Below are 15,416 nucleotides of genomic sequence, written 5' to 3'. Positions count from 1 at the left end.
GACCATGGGATGAACCAGTGCCTACGCTCGCTCGCGTGTCTCGTTGCCGTGGCCGCAATGGCCCTCCTCCCCACCGAGCTGGCGGCGAAGAGCAGCCACAAATCGTCTGCGCCGAAAAAGTCGCATGAGGCGAAAGCCGGCAAGCAGCGACATACCGTGGCCAAGTCCCGTCACGGCAAGCATGCCGAGGCCAAGCGCAAGTCGAAGAAGACCGGCGACGAGCCATCAGAGAAACCGGCCGCCCCGCCCCTCACCGGCGACCTCGCCGCGCTGAAGGATGCGATCGACCTCGCGCGCAAGGGCAAGACGGATGACGCGAGCGCGGCGCGCGACCGCATCACTGATCCCGCCGGTCAGAAGCTCGCCGACTGGTTCATGCTGCGCCATTCCGAGAGCACGGCGAATTTCAAGCGTTATGCCGCCTTCCTTGCCGCCAATCCGGGTTGGCCGAGCAGCGCCCTGCTCCGCCGCCGCGCCGAGGCGCGGCTGTGGCAGGAGAAGGCCGACGCGGCCACCGTGCACAAATTCACCATGGACCGCCCGACCAGCGCCAAGGGCAAGTTCGCCCTCGCCCGCGTGCTGCTCGCTGAAGGCGACGTCGACAGGGCTACCCGGCTCGTGCGCGAGGCCTGGCGCACTGACGAATTGTCCGAGCGGAGCGAGGAGGATTCCTACGAAGCGTTCCGCGATCTGCTCAACTCCGAGGATCATCGCGCCCGCATGGACAAGCGGCTCGGCGCCAAGGACTATGCCGGTGCGCGGCGCGCGGCAAAACGGCTCGGCGAGGATGCGCTGGCGATCGTCAAGGCTTGCGCCGCCGTCACCGGCAAGGCCAGCAAGGCCAAGGATGATCTCGAGGACGTACCGACTGAAGCGCGCCGCGATCTCGGCTATGTGCTGTGCCGCGCCCAATGGCACCTCCAGAAGGACCGCATCGACGACGCCGCCGAGGTGATCCTGGCCGCCGCGCCCGACACCATGGCCGCGCAGGACACCGACGCCTGGTGGCGCGAGCGTCGCCTGCTCGCGCGCAAGCTGCTCGACCAGGGCAAGTTCAAGACGGCGTATGACGTGGTGCGCACCGCCGCGGTGCCCGAGAAGGAAGTCTACCGCGTCGACTATCATTTCATGTGCGGCTGGATCGCGCTGCGCTTCCTCGGCGATCCCCAGGCGGCGATGGTGCACTTCGCCGCCATCGACGAAGGCTCGGCCAATCCGATCGCGCTGTCGCGCGCCCATTACTGGCGCGGCCGTGCCGCCGAGGCGATGGGGGCGACGGCCGATGCGCGCATGAGCTACCGGGCGGCCGCGCGCTATCCGACCGCCTATTACGGCCAGCTTGCGCGCGCAAAGCTCGGCCTCGATCGCATCGAGCTGCGACCGCCCTCGCCCGTGCTGGCCGCGCTCGACACCCCGCCCGCAGACGAGCGCGTGCGCGCCGCCGACATGCTCTACGGCATCGGCGAGCGCGACACGGTGTTCTATTACGCCGAGGATTTCGCCAAGGAGAGCACCGACGTGGCGGCCCTCGAGGGCCTCGGCGAACTCGCCGGACAGCGCCGCGATGCGCGCGTGATGCTGGAGGTCGGCAAGTCGGCGCTGGCGCGCGGGCTCGCCCTCGACCATTACGCTTTTCCGACCATCGGCATCCCCGAGCACCAGCAGGTCGCGCCCGCGATCGAGACCAGCGTGATCTATTCGGTGGCGCGCACCGAAAGCTCGTTCGACCAGCGCGACAAGTCGCCGGCCAATGCGGTCGGGCTGATGCAGGTGACGCCTGAAGCCGGCCGCGACACCGCCAAGCGCTTTGGCCTGACTTACGACTGGGACAAGATGGTCTCCGATCCCGTCTACAACACGCAAATGGGCGCGGCCGAGCTCAGCGCGCTGCTGTCGGAATATCGCGGCAACCAGATCATGACCTTTGCCGGCTACAATGCCGGCCGCGGCCGCGTGCGCGAATGGGTGCAGGCGCGCGGCGACCCCAGGGATCCCAAGGTCGATCCGGTCGACTGGGTCGAGCGCATCCCGCTGTCGGAGACGCGCAACTACGTCCAGCGCGTGATGGAGAACGTGCTGGTGTACCGCGCCAGGTTCGAGGGCAGCAGCATGATCGCCGGCAAGTCCGACCAGCGCGTCACGACGCAGGAAGTGAGCGCGGCACCAACGGGATCAGCCGCAGCCCCCTCGCCCTAGCCTCGCCACCGCCGGGGCTGGACGCGGCGCGGGCTGGACGCGGTGACTGCGGCCGACTGTTCTGCGCGGCCGTCATCGAGCTAGCCGTCACCTCCTTCCATGGTCAGAAGGTCGTACTCGCGCAGATATGCCTCGGCCAATGAGCGCGACAGCGCGCCCATCTGAATCATCCAGCCCCAGCTCGAAATCGCCGTCAGCACCGCGATCGCCTCGAACGGGCTGCGGGGCCACAGCATGTCCATGGCCGTCTGCTGACGGTAGCAACCGTAGTCGCAATACCGCTCTTGCTTGGACACATGCCGGACGTAACTCGCACCCAGCGGCCGCGCGCATGCGCCGCAGACGCCGTGGCAGGGATGTTCCTGATTGACGAGCATGAATCTCAATGCCGTGTCCTCTCCTGCCGAATGCGTCCTGCCAGCCTGACGGCTCAAGATGCCGCGCGCGTACGTCCCTCGATCAACGGCGCGGCCTCGTGATGAAGTGCGAAGCACTCGTAGCCGCAGTAGCGCAGCAGCGTCCTGGCGTCCCGCAGATAGCCACCATCGATCTCCTCGCAGCACCAAAGGCACGACGTCTTGCGGAACGGGGTTCTGCCATTCACCAATATGAATCTCACGTGGCACCTCCCAACGCGAAACAGTAGACCAAGTCGACCAGAGAGGCGGACGGCGGTGGCGCGCAGATATGGTTGCGGCCATCGGGATTGTCCCTGTTGCGCTCGACCTTCTGGGACGGGATCAGGATGTATTTGCCGTCTTCCCGGCGCCGCGCGTAGATCCTGCCGTCGACGTAGCGAATCTCGGTCGGGTAGCAATCGGCATTGTTGCAGCAGCTCAGAACCGGATTGTCCGGCATGTGCCAGCTCGAATAGAACTTCTCGTGCAGCAGTTGATCCTGGGGCGGATGGTGACGATGTGGCCCATTCCCTCCGGCTTCGTCGGCCTCCACGCCCGTCACCAGCGGAAGCGGCAGCGCGATCGCCAACAGGAGCTTGCAGGTACGGTTCAACGCAGCCTCCCGACGAAGAATTGCCTGAGGTGGCAGGCGCGGCGGCTGGTCCTCAGGCCGCCTGATATCGGAACAACCAGCGGCGGTCGCGCTCGCGGCGCGCCCTGAACCGGTCGAGACATTTCCTCGAGCAGAGCGGCGTCCGCCAGGAATAGTATCGGATCAGGCCAAACTTCGCCGTGCAGACGGCACAGCCTTTGGTCTCGGGACGGCGCTCGGAATGCTCTGGGCTATCGCACATCATCCTCTCCTCTTGACCTCTCAGGGGTCCCGGCTTCCTTGTGCGCAAGCTCGGGTCGCCACGGTCGTCACGGAAAATGCGGCCTCTCAATCGTGACCGCCAATTCGTCCGGCAAGTCAGGGGCGGATGCGGAGCCTGGCTCTTTGGGGGCAACACCCCCGAGCCTTTCAGCGAATGTGCTCCGCAATCGTCTCCTCTCGATTGACCGCAAAACTAGGCCGCCTGCACCGCATCGCTCAATTGTACGGAGGTAAATGCGCGCTAGAACTAGGGTTGTGCGAGCTATACGTAGGTTTGTGCCGTAGTTTTGCGGTCCTGGCCCACCCGCGCAACGAGACGGCGCAACGCGCGCAAGCTGCACGGCAACCGGGAGCTTTGCCGGGAATCCGACTTTGGTCGGGGGCAATTGCCCCTGTTATGGCAAAGTGCTCTACTCGCCTTGACGCTAGCGCGCCGGGACGCTTGCGATGATGCCTGGCCAGATCACGAAAATCGGGACTTCGGCCGCACAATTCCTGCTCGGCGGCCTTGCGGCGCTTCGATCATTCGGCAACGGCGAGAAGGACCGGTCCGCGGTCGCAGACGCCTCGCGGCAGAACACCGATCTGCGCGACGCCATGAAGCAATGGCGCGAGGTGTTCGAGCACAATCCGGTCATGTACTTCATGGTCGATCCGTCCGGAACGGTGCTCAACGTGAATACGTTTGGCGCCGCACAATTGGGCTACTCGACGGCCGAGCTGATCGGCCAATCCGTGCTGAACGTCTTCTTCGAGGAAGACCACGACTTCGTTCGTCAATGCGTCGCTTTGTGCCTGACGACCGTGGACCAGTCGCATACCTGGGAGATTCGCAAGTTCCGGAAGGACGGGTCGGTGCTCTGGGTCCGCGAAAACGCCAAGGCGATGCTGCGCGGCGACGGCACGCCGATCCTGCTGGTCGCCTGCGAGAACATCACCCAGCGCAAGGAAGCCGAGGATGCGCTGCGACAGAGCGAGGCCTACCTCGCCCAGGCCCAGGAATTGAGCCACACCGGCAGCTTCGGCTTGAACCTCGCCACCGGCGAGGCGGTCTGGTCGAGGGAGACCTTCCGCATCTTCCAATGCGACCCTGCGACGAAGCCGACCCTGAACTTCGCCTTTCAGCGCATCCATCCGGAAGATCGCGACATAGTCCGCGGCACCCTTGATCGGGCCTACCGGCTGGCGGAGGATTTCGACCACGAATACCGCCTGCTGATGCCCGACGGATCGATCAAATATCTCCATTCCGTGGCGCGCGCCGTGCGGCACCCGTCCGGGCGCATCGAGTTCGTCGGAGCGGTGACCGATGTCACGATTGCGAAGGAAGCGGAACAGAGGCTGCGTCGCAGCGAAGCCTATTTGGCCGAAGCCCAACGCCTCAGCCATACGAGCAGCTGGGCCTGGGACGTTCATCGTCAGGAGTTCGCCTACCGGTCGGCTGAACTGTACCGCCTGTTCGGATTTGAGCTGGACCAGACCGATGTCCCGGCCCGGGCTTTTCAGCAACGTATCCTGCCGGAGGACTTTCGGCGGATTGTCGAGGTGGAACGTGAAGCTGTCAGGCAAAAGCAGCCCTTCCAGATCGACTTCCGGATTGTGCGCCCCGACGGTTCGATCAGACACGTCCACAGCGAGGGACATCCTGTGATCGGCCGCGACGGCGAGGTGATGGAAATCATCGGCACGCACGTGGACGTCACCGAGCAGTTCGCGGCGAAAGATGCCCTGCATCAGGCGTTCGATGAGCTCAAGACATCCGAACAGCGCTTCCGCGACTATGCCGAAACCGCATCGGACTGGTTCTGGGAGACCGGGCCGGACCACCGCATTACCAGGATATCGGAGCACGCCGAAACCTCCAGCGCTGCGCCGAAGGGCCTGATCGGCCTGGCCCGCTGGGACATTCCGCCCGACGCCGAGTTCGAGCCGGAGAAATGGGAGCAGCATCGCGCGGCGCTCGATGCCCACGTTGCGTTCCGCGATCTGATCTACCGCAGCAGGGATGGTAACGGATCTCCAATCTACGTGCGGACCAGCGGCAAGCCGTTCCATGATGCGACAGGCAATTTTCTCGGCTATCGCGGCGTCAGCAGCGACGTCACGGCGGCGATCCGCGTCGAGCAGGCGGAAGAGGCGCTGCGCAAGGCGCAAGGCGAGCTCGCCCACGTCACCCGCGTCACGACGCTCGGGGAACTGACCACCTCGATTGCCCACGAAATCACCCAGCCCATCGCCGCGGTGATCTCCAACGCGGACGCGTGCATCGCTTGGCTTGACCGCGACCCCGCCGACCTGAAGGCCGCGCGCCGTTCCGCAGAGTGGATTGTCGAGGATGCCAATCGGGCAAGCGAGGTGATCCGCCGGATTAGAGCGCTTGCGAAGAAGACCGAGATCGAAATGGCTCCACTCGACATCAACCAGGTCGTCAGGGAGGCAGTGGCGCTGGTTCGGCGCGAGCTGGCGATCCATGCGGTGTCGGTGCGAATGGAGTTGGCGTCCGACCTGCCGAGGATTTGCGGCGACCGGATCCAGCTTCAGCAGGTGCTGATCAACCTGGTGGTGAACGGCATCGAAGCCATGCATGCCAATGTCGACCGCCCGCGCGAGCTGGCGATCCGCTCGAGCCGGACGGACGACGACCGCCTGCTCCTCACCGTGACAGACCGCGGTGTCGGCCTTGGCAAAGACGTCAAGGAACGCATCTTCACCCCCTTCTTCACGACGAAATCGGGCGGTCTGGGAATGGGACTCTCGATCTGCCGATCGATCATCGAGGCTCATGCGGGCCGGCTTTCGGCCATTCAAAATGAAGGGAGCGGAGCAACATTCCAGATCGCCCTGCCCTTGCCACACAAGGACACGTCGTGACTGATCATGCCAAGCAGGCCCAGGCGAGCGCCGGTGATCCGATCGTCCTGATCGTCGATGATGATCCGTCGATGCGCCGTGCGCTCACCAATCTCTTTCAATCGGTCGGCCTCAAGGTCGAAGCCTTCAGCTCGGCGGCGGAGATCATGGAAGCCAAACCGCCGGCGGTCCCCAGTTGCCTGGTGCTCGACATCCGCCTGCCGGGCTTGAGTGGCCTCGACCTCCAGGCGGACCTCGCCAAAGCCAATATTCACACGCCCATTATCTTCATCACCGGTCACGGCGATATTCCCATGACCGTAAGAGCCATGAAAAGCGGTGCCGTCGATTTTCTGACCAAGCCGGTGCGCGACCAGGACATGCTGGATGCCGTGCAGGCGGCGATCGAACGCGATCGCAAGCGGCGCGATGCCGAGCAGTCGATCTCGGGTGTGCGATCCCGTTTCGAGGGACTGACGGCGCGCGAACGCGACGTCCTCGCCCTGGTTGCATCCGGCCTGATGAACAAGCAGGTCGCCGCCGAGCTTGGATTGGCCGAAATCACCGTGAAGATCTATCGCGGCCAGATCATGCGGAAAATGGCGGCGAAGTCGTTGGCCGACCTCGTCAGAATGACCGACGCGCTCGGAATTCCGCGCAACAGGGGTCATTTGCAAACCTAAGTATGCTTTCCAATCTCGCTCCGGTGGCCCACCTTCCCTCAAGCGGCTGAATCGCAGCCGGCGGCTCCCCGTGCAGGAGCATTATATTGCCAGTGTCTTCGATCATTTCCGTCATTGATGATGATCCCTCCGTTCGTCTTGCGACGAACAACCTCCTGACGTCGCGCGGGTATACGGTCCACACCTTTGGCTCGGCTCACGAATTTCTCCAATCCGCCGAACTGGAGACGACCGGCTGCGTGATCACGGACGTGCAGATGTCGGTCATGAGCGGCGTCGAGCTGCTGACGCACATGCGCGGCCTCGGGCGCGTCACGCCCTTCATTTTCATGACGGCTTTTCCGGATGAGGCCGTACGCGACCGCGCACTCAGGGCCGGCGCGATCTGCTTTCTCGCCAAGCCGTTTTCAACCCCAGCCCTGATCCAGTGCCTGGAGACCGCATTGTCGGACCCCGGTGACGCCACGATGTGATGCGGCGGCCCCGCGTCCCCACGGCCACGACATGTCTGCGGCCATGCGGCATGCTCAATCCACCTTGATGTTGGCCGCCTTGATCATCGGCCACCATTTGGCGATCTCGGCCTTCTGACGGGTGCCGAGCGCTTCGGGCGTGAGCTGGTCCTTCGGCGTCATCTCCAGCCCCTGGCTTTCGAGCTGCTTCCTCACGGCAGGATCGTTCAGCGCCTCCACGGCCGCAGCATTGAGTTTGGCAACGATCTCCTTTGGCGTGCCCTTCGGCACCCACATGCCCGACCACAGCGTCATGTTGAAGCCTTTGAGCCCTGCCTCCTCCGCGGTCGGAATCTCGGGGGCCGAGGAAAGGCGCTTGCTGTCGGTGATGGCGTAGGCGCGGATGGTGCCGGCGCGGACCTGCGCGATGGAGTTGGAGGTCTGGTCGATGATGACGTCGATCTGGCCGGCGATGAGATCGTTCAACGCGGGTGCCGTGCCGCGATACGGCACGTATTGCAGCTTGATGCCGGAGACGCTCTCGAAATAGACGCCGGCGATGTGGCTGCCGGAGCCGGCGCCGGCGGTGCCCGCTGTCGGCGGCGACGGCCGTGACTTCAGCCATTCGATCAGCTCTTTCAGCGACGTCGCCGGCACCGCGTTCTTGCTGACGACGATCATCGGATTGCTCGGCAGCAGCACCACCGGCTCGAGGTCGGCAACGAGGTCGTATTTGAGCTTGTAGACGGCGCCATTGGCGACGTGGGTGCCGAGATGGCCGAAGGAGATGGTGTAGCCGTCCGGCGGCGATTGCACGGCGCGGCCGACGCCGATCGACCCGCCCGCACCGGTGACGTTCTCGACCACGAGGGGCTGGCCGAGCGGAGTGCGCATCCGCTCGGCGAGCACGCGCGCCATCGCATCCGACGGGCCGCCGGCTGCGAACGGCACGATGATGGTGATGGGACGGGAGGGATAGTCATCGGCGCGCGCGGCGCCGGTCACAGCGAGAATAGCAAACAGCGCAGCCCAGACGGCCTTCGTCATTGTCTTCTCCCCAGCGATGTCGTTCTTGTTTTTCTTCACCTCGCCCCGCTTGCGGGGAGAGGTCGAATTGCGAAGCAATTCGGGTGAGGGGGGTCTCCGCAGGTTCAGCTGTCACCGCCCCCGCGGAGACTCCCCCTCACCCCAACCCTCTCCCCGCAAGCGGGGCGAGGGAGAAGCAAGCTAGAACTGTGTGTAATCGATCGGCTCGTGGCGATCGAGCGTGCGGGTCACCGGCGGCAGCGGATATTTCAGGCCGGTCGCGCAATTGAACAGCATGACGCGGTCACCCTTCGAGACGCGGCCATCGGCGAGGCTGTCCTTGTAGGCGGCATAGGTCGCGGCGCCCTCGGGGCAGAGCAGCAGCCCCTCCTCGCGCGCAACCTCGTTCAGCGCCGACGAGATCTTGTCGTCGTCGACCGCGATGGCAAAGCCCTTGCTCTCGCGGACCGCGCGCAAGATGAGAAAGTCGCCGATTGCCTGCGGCACGCGGATGCCCGAGGCGATCGTGTGGGCGTCCTCCCAGCGCGTGGCGTGCTCGGTGCCGGCGTCATAGGCCCGCACCATCGGCGCGCAGCCCGAGGCCTGCACCGCGACCATGCGCGGGCGCTTCGAACCGATGAAGCCGATCTTCTCGAGCTCGTCGAAGGCCTTCCACATGCCGATCAGGCCGGTGCCGCCGCCGGTCGGATAGAAGATCACATCGGGCACGTCCCAACCGAGCTGCTCGGCAAGCTCGAGGCCCATCGTCTTCTTGCCTTCAATGCGGTACGGCTCCTTGAGCGTCGAGGTGTCGAACCAGCCGACCTTGGCCTTGCCCTCGCCGACGATCTTGCCGCAATCGTCGATATAGCCGTTGACGCGGTAGACGGTCGCGCCCTGCAGCTCGATCTCGCTGACGTTCACCTCCGGCGTATCGGCCGGGCAGAAGATTGTGGTCTTGATGCCGCAGGAGGTGGCGTAGGCCGCCAGCGCAGCCCCCGCGTTGCCGTTGGTCGGCATCGCCATGTGCTTGATGCCGAGCGCCTTGCCCATCGACACCGCCATCACGAGGCCACGCGCCTTGAACGAGCCGGTCGGCAGCCGTCCCTCGTCCTTGACGATGATCTCGCCGCCGCCGAGTTTCTTGCCGAGCTTCGGCAGCCGGATCAGGGGCGTGGTGACCTCGCCGAGCGAGACGATGTCCTTGCATTTGCGCACCGGCAGCAGCTCGCGGTAGCGCCACATGTCGCCGGGGCGTTGCGCGAGCGCGTCCTTGGTCAGCGCCTTCTTCACGCCTGCGAGGTCGTAGCGTACCAGCAGCGGTTTGCCGGCCTTGGAGAGATTGTGGACCTGGTCGGCGGCGTAATGATCGCCCTCCATTGCGCATTCGAGATGGGTGACGAAGGTCGGGCGTTCGACGATGAGGTTGTCGTTGTCGTGCATGGGTTCATTCCCTTTTGTTGTTTTCGTATTTCTCTATCAAACCCGCCACCCCGAGGCGCCGGAGCGAAGCGGAGGCCTCGAAGGGCAACGAGCCCGGCTGCTGCAGCTCGGCCGTTCATCCTTCGAGGGTCACTCGGCGGCGCGGTGCGCCGCCGAACTCGCACCTTAGGATGACGGGACTGATGGCAGCACGCTGCGCCGCAGCCCTCGTTCCATCAAATATTCAACACCTTTCCATACGCATCCAGCACGGCTTCCTTCATCATCTCCGACAGCGTGGGATGCGGGAAGACCGTGTGCATCAGCTCTTCTTCCGTCGTCTCCAGATTCATGGCGACGACGTAGCCCTGGATCAGCTCGGTGACTTCAGCGCCGACCATGTGGGCGCCGAGCAGCTGGCCGGTCTTCTTGTCGAAGATCACCTTGACGAGGCCCTGGTCCTCGCCGAGCGCGATCGCCTTGCCGTTGCCGACGAAGGGGAAACGGCCGACGCGGATCTCGCGGCCGTTCTCCTTCGCCTTGGCTTCGGTGAGGCCAACGGAGGCGACCTGCGGCTGGCAATAGGTGCAGCCCGGGATCATGTTCTTGTCCATGGGATGCGGATGCAGTCCCTTGATCGCCTCGACGCAGATCACGCCCTCATGCTCGGCCTTGTGTGCGAGCATCGGGGGCCCCGCGACGTCGCCGATGGCATAGATGCCGGGGACGTTGGTCTTGCCGTAGCCGTCGATCACGATGCAGCCGCGGTCGGTCTTCACGCCGAGCTTTTCCAGGCCGAGATTCTCGATATTGCCGACGACGCCGACTGCGGAGATCACGCGCTCGAACTCTGATGTGACGGGCTTGCCCTTGCCGTCGTCGATGGTGGCGACGACGCTGTCGGACTTCTTCTCCAGCTTCGTGACCTTGGTCGAGGACATGATCTTGATGCCCTGCTTCTCCAGGCGCTTGCGGGCGAGCCCCGCGATCTCGGCGTCCTCGACGGGCAGGATCTGCGGCAGCACCTCGACGACGGTGACTTCGGAACCCATGGTGTGGAAGAACGAGGCGAACTCGATGCCGATCGCGCCGGAGCCGACGACCAGCAACGACTTCGGCATCCGCTCCGGCACCATCGCCTCGAAATAGGTCCAGACCAGCTTCTTGTCGGGCTCGAGCCCCGGCAGCACGCGCGGCCGCGCGCCGGTCGCGACGATGATGTGCTTGGCCTGATAGGTCCCCTCGCCCAGCGCACCCTTCGGGCCCTCGACGTCGGACTTCTTCACCGTGACCTTGCCGGGCGCGTCGATCGTGGCCGCGCCCCAGATCACGCTGACCTTGTTCTTCTTCATCAGGAAGCCGACGCCGTCGTTGAGCCGCTTGGAGACGCCGCGTGAGCGCTGCACCACCGCCTTCGGATCGAACGAGACCTTCTCCGCCGACAGGCCGTAATCCCCGGCATGCTGCATGTAATGATAGATCTCGGCCGAGCGCAGCAGCGCCTTGGTCGGGATGCACCCCCAGTTCAGGCAGATGCCGCCGAGATACGACTTCTCGACGATCGCGACCTTGAAGCCGAGCTGAGCGGCGCGGATCGCGGTGACATAGCCGCCGGGACCGGAGCCGATGATGATGACGTCGAAGGATGTGTCGGCCATGGCGGCTCCCGTTCAACTCAAGAGGCGCCGCGGGCGCGGCGCTTGACCAGAAAAGACCTCACCAGCCATTCGAGCATCACCGCCAGGACCATGACGGCCAGAGCGATGAGCACGACGGGCTGGGCGATGTTCCGTGCCAGTTGCTCACCGGCAAAGAACGCAGAGTGCAGAAAATCGAGCCCGATCGGGTTAAGCGCAACCGCGGCTCCGAGCAGCAGCGATATCCATGGCCAGCGGGTACGGACATGCAAAATTGCGCCCTCTGCCGCCGCGTCAGACCATCATCATGACGGGGTTTTCGATCAGCTGCTTGAAGGCGCCGATCAGCTCGGCGCCGAGCGCACCGTCGATGGCGCGGTGATCGCAGGACAAGGTCACGCTCATCATGTGCGCGATCTCGATCTTGCCGCCGCGTACCACAGGGCGTTCCTCGCTGGTGCCGACCGCGAGGATGGTCGCATGCGGCGGGTTGATCACGGCGGTGAAGTGGCTGATGCCGTACATGCCGAGGTTGGAAACTGCGGTGGTGCCGCCCTGGTATTCCTCGGGCTTGAGCTTGCGCGAGCGGGCGCGCGCGGCGAAATCCTTCATCTCGTTGGAGATGGTCGAAAGCGTCTTGGTCTCGGCCTTGCGGATGATCGGGGTGATCAGGCCACCCGGCATTGCGACCGCAACGCCGACGTCGGAATGATGGTGCTTGACCATGCCGCTTTCGGTCCAGCTGACGTTGCAGTTCGGGATCTTCTGCAGCGCCACTGCCATCGCCTTGATGACGAAGTCGTTGACCGAGATCTTGTAGAGCGGCTTCTTCTCCTTGTCCTTCGGCGCGGCAGCGTTGATTTCCTCGCGGGCAGCGAGGAGCTTGCCGATGTCGCAGTCGATGGTCAGGTAGAAGTGCGGGACGTTCTGGATCGATGCAGTCAGGCGCTGCGCAATGGTACGGCGCATGCCGTCATGCGGAATGATGTCGTAGGAGCCGGGCTCGAACAGCGACAGGATTTGCTTGTCCGACATGGTGGGCGCGATCGAGGGCGCACCTGATGGTGCCGCGGCGGGCGCCTTGAGGCCCTTGCCCGACTTGGCCTGCTCGACGTCGCGGGCGACCACGCGGCCGTGCGGGCCGGTGCCTGTTACCATCGACACGTCGATGCCGGCGTCCTTGGCGAGACGCCGCGCCAGCGGCGAGGAGAACACGCGACCACCTTGGCCGTTGCTCTGCGCGGCCGGAGTAGCGGCCTGCGGCGCAGGTGCAGCAGCCGGCGACGGCGCGGCTTTGGGCGCGGCAGGCGCAGCTGCGGGAGCCGGCGCCGCAGCAGGAGCCTCGGCCGCCTTCGGAGGTGCGGCCGAAGCGCTGGGCTTGGCGGCACCCGCCGCCTTCACGTCCTCGCCTTCGCCGGCGAGCACCGCGATCACGTCGTTGACCGGGACGTCCTGCGTGCCCTCGGGCACCAGGATCCTGGCGATCGTGCCCTCGTCGATGGCCTCGACCTCCATGGTCGCCTTGTCGGTCTCGATCTCGGCGATGACGTCGCCGGATTTGACCTTGTCGCCTTCCTTCTTCAGCCACTTGGCGAGGTTGCCCTTCTCCATCGTCGGCGAGAGAGCGGGCATCAGGATGTTGATGGGCATGCTGACCTCAAGAAGAACTTTGCAAAACGTCGCCTCCGACAGCGGAGACGAACAGACCAGGTTTAGTTGCCGATGTCGCCCTGCCACAGGCGCTCATTGGCAGGGATGGAACGCCAATTCTTCATCATGGTGATCGAGCGGTCGTCGGCAAGATCGATCCAGGGGATGCCGAACTTGTCGAGGATGTCCTTGGATCCCTCGAAGGTGACGGATTCCCCGATCACCACGAGCTTGACCTTGAACAGCCCCAGCGCGCCGGCGCACATCGAGCATGGCGACAGCGTGGTGTACATGACGGTGTCGTGGAATGAGATCGCGCCGGCCTCGCGCAGGCAGCTCATCTCGCCGTGCAGGATCGGATTGTTTTCCTGCACGCGGTTGTTGTGGCCGCGGGCGATGATTTTGTTGTCGCGCGTCAGCACGGCGCCGATCGGCAGGCCGCCCTGTGCGATCGAGGCCTCCGCCTCGCGGATCGCCTCCAGCATGAAATCGAAATGATGAGCTTCGATCGCCACGGTCAGTGTCCCTTGCCGCGCGGCGTCGTGGTGCCGGTGTCGGTGGGACGCTCGATCTCGGCCTGGAACATCTCCAGGATCCGGTTCAGCGCGTCCTCTTCGGTATATTCGCTCTCGCGCGCATAGGCGCGCGCGGCGTGGCGGGCGAGATCGACGAGCAGCAGGCCCCACATGTCAGGCTCCTCGAAGGCGCGCTGGAACGCCATCGACAGCCCGCCGTCCAGCACGAACACGCGCAGGATCTCGACCGCGTCGTCGCGGGTCATGACGTCGGGCGGAAGTGGCTGCTCCTTCGGGCCCGCCATGGTCTACCTGTAGCAGACGGCTTTGGCGGCCTCGACGACTTCTGCCGCCGACGGCAGCGCGAGCTTCTCCAGGTTCGCGGCATAGGGCATCGGCACGTCCTTGCCGGAGACGCGCGTCACAGGCGCGTCCAGATAGTCGAAGGCGTTCTCCATGATGCGCGCGGCGATCTCGGCGCCGACGCCGCTCTGGGCCCAACCCTCTTCCACCGTGACGGCACGGCCAGTCTTCTTCACCGAGTTGATGATGGTCTCGGTGTCCATCGGACGCAGCGTGCGCAGGTCGATCACCTCGGCCTCGATGCCCTCTTTGGCAAGTTCATCGGCCGCCTTCAGCGCATAGGTCATGCCGTTCGACCAGGAGATGATCGAGACATGGCTGCCTGAGCGCACGATGCGGGCCTTGCCGATCGGGATCACGAAATCGTCGAGCTTCGGCACCTCACCGGTGTGGCCGTAGAGCACCTCGTTCTCGAGGAAGATCACCGGATTGGGATCGCGGATCGCAGCCTTCAGAAGACCCTTGTAATCGGCGGCCGAGAATGGCGCGACGACCTTCAGGCCCGGAACGTTCGAGTACCAGGCCGAATAATCCTGGCTGTGCTGGGCGGCGACGCGCGCAGCGGCGCCGTTGGGCCCGCGGAACACGATCGAGCAGCCCATCTGGCCGCCGGACATATAGAGCGTCTTGGCCGCGGAGTTGATGATCTGGTCGATCGCCTGCATGGCGAAGTTGAAGGTCATGAACTCGACGATGGGCTTGAGGCCCGTCATCGCGGCGCCGACGCCGACGCCGGCAAAGCCGTGCTCGGTGATCGGGGTGTCGATGACGCGCTTGGCGCCGAACTCCTGGAGCAGGCCCTGGGTGACCTTGTAGGCGCCCTGATATTCGGCGACCTCTTCGCCCATCACGAAGACGTCGGCGTCGCGGCGCATCTCTTCGGCCATGGCATCGCGCAAGGCTTCACGGATGGTCTGCGTGATCATCTCGGTGCCCGCGGGCACTTCCGGATCGGGCTCGGCGACGGCCTGCGGCGCAGGAGCGGCCTTGGGTGCGGGCGCCTCGGCCTTCGCCGCGGCGGCAGGCGGAGCGGACTCGGCAGCCTTCTGCGCGGCCGGTGCAGGCGCTTTGGCAAGATCGGCGGCGCTCTCGCCGTCGGCGAGAATGGTCGCGATCGGCGTGTTCACCGCGACGTCGGCGGTGCCCTCGGGGATCAGGATCTTGCCGAGCGTCCCCTCGTCGGTCGCTTCGACCTCCATGGTCGCCTTATCGGTCTCGATCTCGGCGATGACATCGCCGGACTTGATCGTCTCGCCCTCTTTCTTCAGCCATTTGGCGAGGTTGCCCTTCTCCATCGTGGGCGACAACGCGGGCATCAGCACTTGAATTGGCATATCGACTCCAAAAGAA

At 64.8% G+C, this 15,416-nt stretch carries 15 protein-coding genes; 4 read left to right on the top strand and 11 right to left on the bottom strand.

The window, feature by feature from the left end:
* Nucleotides 1–9: 9 nt before the first annotated feature.
* Nucleotides 10–2,196 (top strand): transglycosylase SLT domain-containing protein, encoded by a 2,187-nt coding sequence (locus tag CIT37_RS19830; protein ID WP_095424099.1) that lies wholly within the window; start codon nt 10–12, stop codon nt 2,194–2,196.
* Between the two features lie 80 nt (nt 2,197–2,276).
* Here CIT37_RS19830 and CIT37_RS19825 read toward each other — a convergent pair whose 3' ends face one another.
* Genes CIT37_RS19825 through CIT37_RS19815 form a run of 3 tightly spaced genes read right to left on the bottom strand, consistent with a single transcriptional unit; the run spans nt 2,277 to nt 3,207 of the window.
* Nucleotides 2,277–2,573, bottom strand: a complete 297-nt coding sequence (locus CIT37_RS19825; RefSeq protein WP_240536373.1) for a hypothetical protein — start codon at nt 2,571–2,573, stop codon at nt 2,277–2,279.
* A 53-nt stretch (nt 2,574–2,626) separates the two neighbouring features.
* Complete coding sequence (locus tag CIT37_RS19820) at nt 2,627–2,815, bottom strand: hypothetical protein (RefSeq protein WP_049801976.1); 189 nt, start codon at nt 2,813–2,815, stop codon at nt 2,627–2,629.
* Complete coding sequence (locus tag CIT37_RS19815; RefSeq protein ID WP_095424098.1) at nt 2,812–3,207, bottom strand: hypothetical protein; 396 nt, start codon at nt 3,205–3,207, stop codon at nt 2,812–2,814. Before CIT37_RS19815 ends, CIT37_RS19820 begins: the two co-directional genes overlap by 4 nt.
* A 708-nt stretch (nt 3,208–3,915) precedes the next feature.
* Here CIT37_RS19815 and CIT37_RS19810 point away from each other — a divergent pair.
* The 3 genes from CIT37_RS19810 (at nt 3,916) to CIT37_RS19800 (ending at nt 7,474) form a co-directional block, all read left to right on the top strand.
* A complete protein-coding gene (locus tag CIT37_RS19810; protein ID WP_038949824.1) occupies nt 3,916–6,339 on the top strand; it encodes a PAS domain S-box protein in 2,424 nt (807 codons plus the stop codon).
* Nucleotides 6,336–7,001 carry a response regulator transcription factor gene (locus CIT37_RS19805; protein ID WP_028141606.1) on the top strand — a complete coding sequence of 222 codons (666 nt, stop codon included), beginning with the start codon at nt 6,336–6,338 and terminating at the stop codon, nt 6,999–7,001. Before CIT37_RS19810 ends, CIT37_RS19805 begins: the two co-directional genes overlap by 4 nt.
* A 92-nt stretch (nt 7,002–7,093) precedes the next feature.
* A complete protein-coding gene (locus tag CIT37_RS19800; protein ID WP_095424097.1) occupies nt 7,094–7,474 on the top strand; it encodes a response regulator transcription factor in 381 nt (126 codons plus the stop codon).
* 54 nt (nt 7,475–7,528) lie between these two features.
* Here CIT37_RS19800 and CIT37_RS19795 read toward each other — a convergent pair whose 3' ends face one another.
* The 8 genes from CIT37_RS19795 to CIT37_RS19760 all read right to left on the bottom strand — a co-directional run bounded on the left by CIT37_RS19795 (nt 7,529) and on the right by CIT37_RS19760 (nt 15,400).
* Complete coding sequence (locus CIT37_RS19795; RefSeq protein ID WP_028141604.1) at nt 7,529–8,500, bottom strand: tripartite tricarboxylate transporter substrate binding protein BugD; 972 nt, start codon at nt 8,498–8,500, stop codon at nt 7,529–7,531.
* Nucleotides 8,501–8,680: 180 nt separating this feature from the next.
* On the bottom strand, nt 8,681–9,922 hold the full coding sequence (locus tag CIT37_RS19790) for a threonine synthase (protein ID WP_028141603.1): 1,242 nt from the start codon (nt 9,920–9,922) through the stop codon (nt 8,681–8,683).
* Nucleotides 9,923–10,137: 215 nt separating this feature from the next.
* Entirely contained in the window at nt 10,138–11,559 is a 1,422-nt protein-coding gene (gene lpdA, locus CIT37_RS19785; RefSeq protein WP_028141602.1) for a dihydrolipoyl dehydrogenase, read from the bottom strand.
* Nucleotides 11,560–11,576: 17 nt separating this feature from the next.
* Nucleotides 11,577–11,810 carry a hypothetical protein gene (locus tag CIT37_RS19780; RefSeq protein WP_038974895.1) on the bottom strand — a complete coding sequence of 78 codons (234 nt, stop codon included), beginning with the start codon at nt 11,808–11,810 and terminating at the stop codon, nt 11,577–11,579.
* A 22-nt stretch (nt 11,811–11,832) separates the two neighbouring features.
* On the bottom strand, nt 11,833–13,188 hold the full coding sequence (locus tag CIT37_RS19775) for a pyruvate dehydrogenase complex dihydrolipoamide acetyltransferase (protein ID WP_028141600.1): 1,356 nt from the start codon (nt 13,186–13,188) through the stop codon (nt 11,833–11,835).
* Between the two features lie 62 nt (nt 13,189–13,250).
* Nucleotides 13,251–13,703, bottom strand: coding sequence for a nucleoside deaminase (locus CIT37_RS19770; RefSeq protein WP_028141599.1), 453 nt, complete (start codon nt 13,701–13,703; stop codon nt 13,251–13,253).
* Between the two features lie 2 nt (nt 13,704–13,705).
* Entirely contained in the window at nt 13,706–14,008 is a 303-nt protein-coding gene (locus CIT37_RS19765) for a DUF5076 domain-containing protein (RefSeq protein ID WP_018320291.1), read from the bottom strand.
* A gap of 3 nt (nt 14,009–14,011) precedes the next feature.
* Nucleotides 14,012–15,400 (bottom strand): pyruvate dehydrogenase complex E1 component subunit beta, encoded by a 1,389-nt coding sequence (locus CIT37_RS19760; protein WP_028141598.1) that lies wholly within the window; start codon nt 15,398–15,400, stop codon nt 14,012–14,014.
* Between the last annotated feature and the right edge of the window lie 16 nt (nt 15,401–15,416).

This window comes from Bradyrhizobium ottawaense, from assembly GCF_002278135.3.
Taxonomy (GTDB): Bacteria; Pseudomonadota; Alphaproteobacteria; order Rhizobiales; family Xanthobacteraceae; genus Bradyrhizobium; species Bradyrhizobium ottawaense.
Note: the sequence above shows the minus strand (reverse complement) of the source record. Positions and strands in the feature narration are given on the sequence as shown.

Bases quoted from the DNA above. Each gene is read 5' to 3' on its own strand.
- CIT37_RS19810 (WP_038949824.1), top strand. From the start codon at position 3,916: ATGATGCCTGGCCAGATCACGAAAATCGGGACTTCGGCCGCACAATTC.
- CIT37_RS19830 (WP_095424099.1), top strand. From the start codon at position 10: ATGAACCAGTGCCTACGCTCGCTCGCGTGTCTCGTTGCCGTGGCCGCA.
- lpdA (WP_028141602.1), bottom strand. From the start codon at position 11,559: ATGGCCGACACATCCTTCGACGTCATCATCATCGGCTCCGGTCCCGGC.
- CIT37_RS19760 (WP_028141598.1), bottom strand. From the start codon at position 15,400: ATGCCAATTCAAGTGCTGATGCCCGCGTTGTCGCCCACGATGGAGAAG.
- CIT37_RS19790 (WP_028141603.1), bottom strand. From the start codon at position 9,922: ATGCACGACAACGACAACCTCATCGTCGAACGCCCGACCTTCGTCACC.
- CIT37_RS19775 (WP_028141600.1), bottom strand. From the start codon at position 13,188: ATGCCCATCAACATCCTGATGCCCGCTCTCTCGCCGACGATGGAGAAG.
- CIT37_RS19795 (WP_028141604.1), bottom strand. From the start codon at position 8,500: ATGACGAAGGCCGTCTGGGCTGCGCTGTTTGCTATTCTCGCTGTGACC.
- CIT37_RS19825 (WP_240536373.1), bottom strand. From the start codon at position 2,573: ATGCTCGTCAATCAGGAACATCCCTGCCACGGCGTCTGCGGCGCATGC.
- CIT37_RS19765 (WP_018320291.1), bottom strand. From the start codon at position 14,008: ATGGCGGGCCCGAAGGAGCAGCCACTTCCGCCCGACGTCATGACCCGC.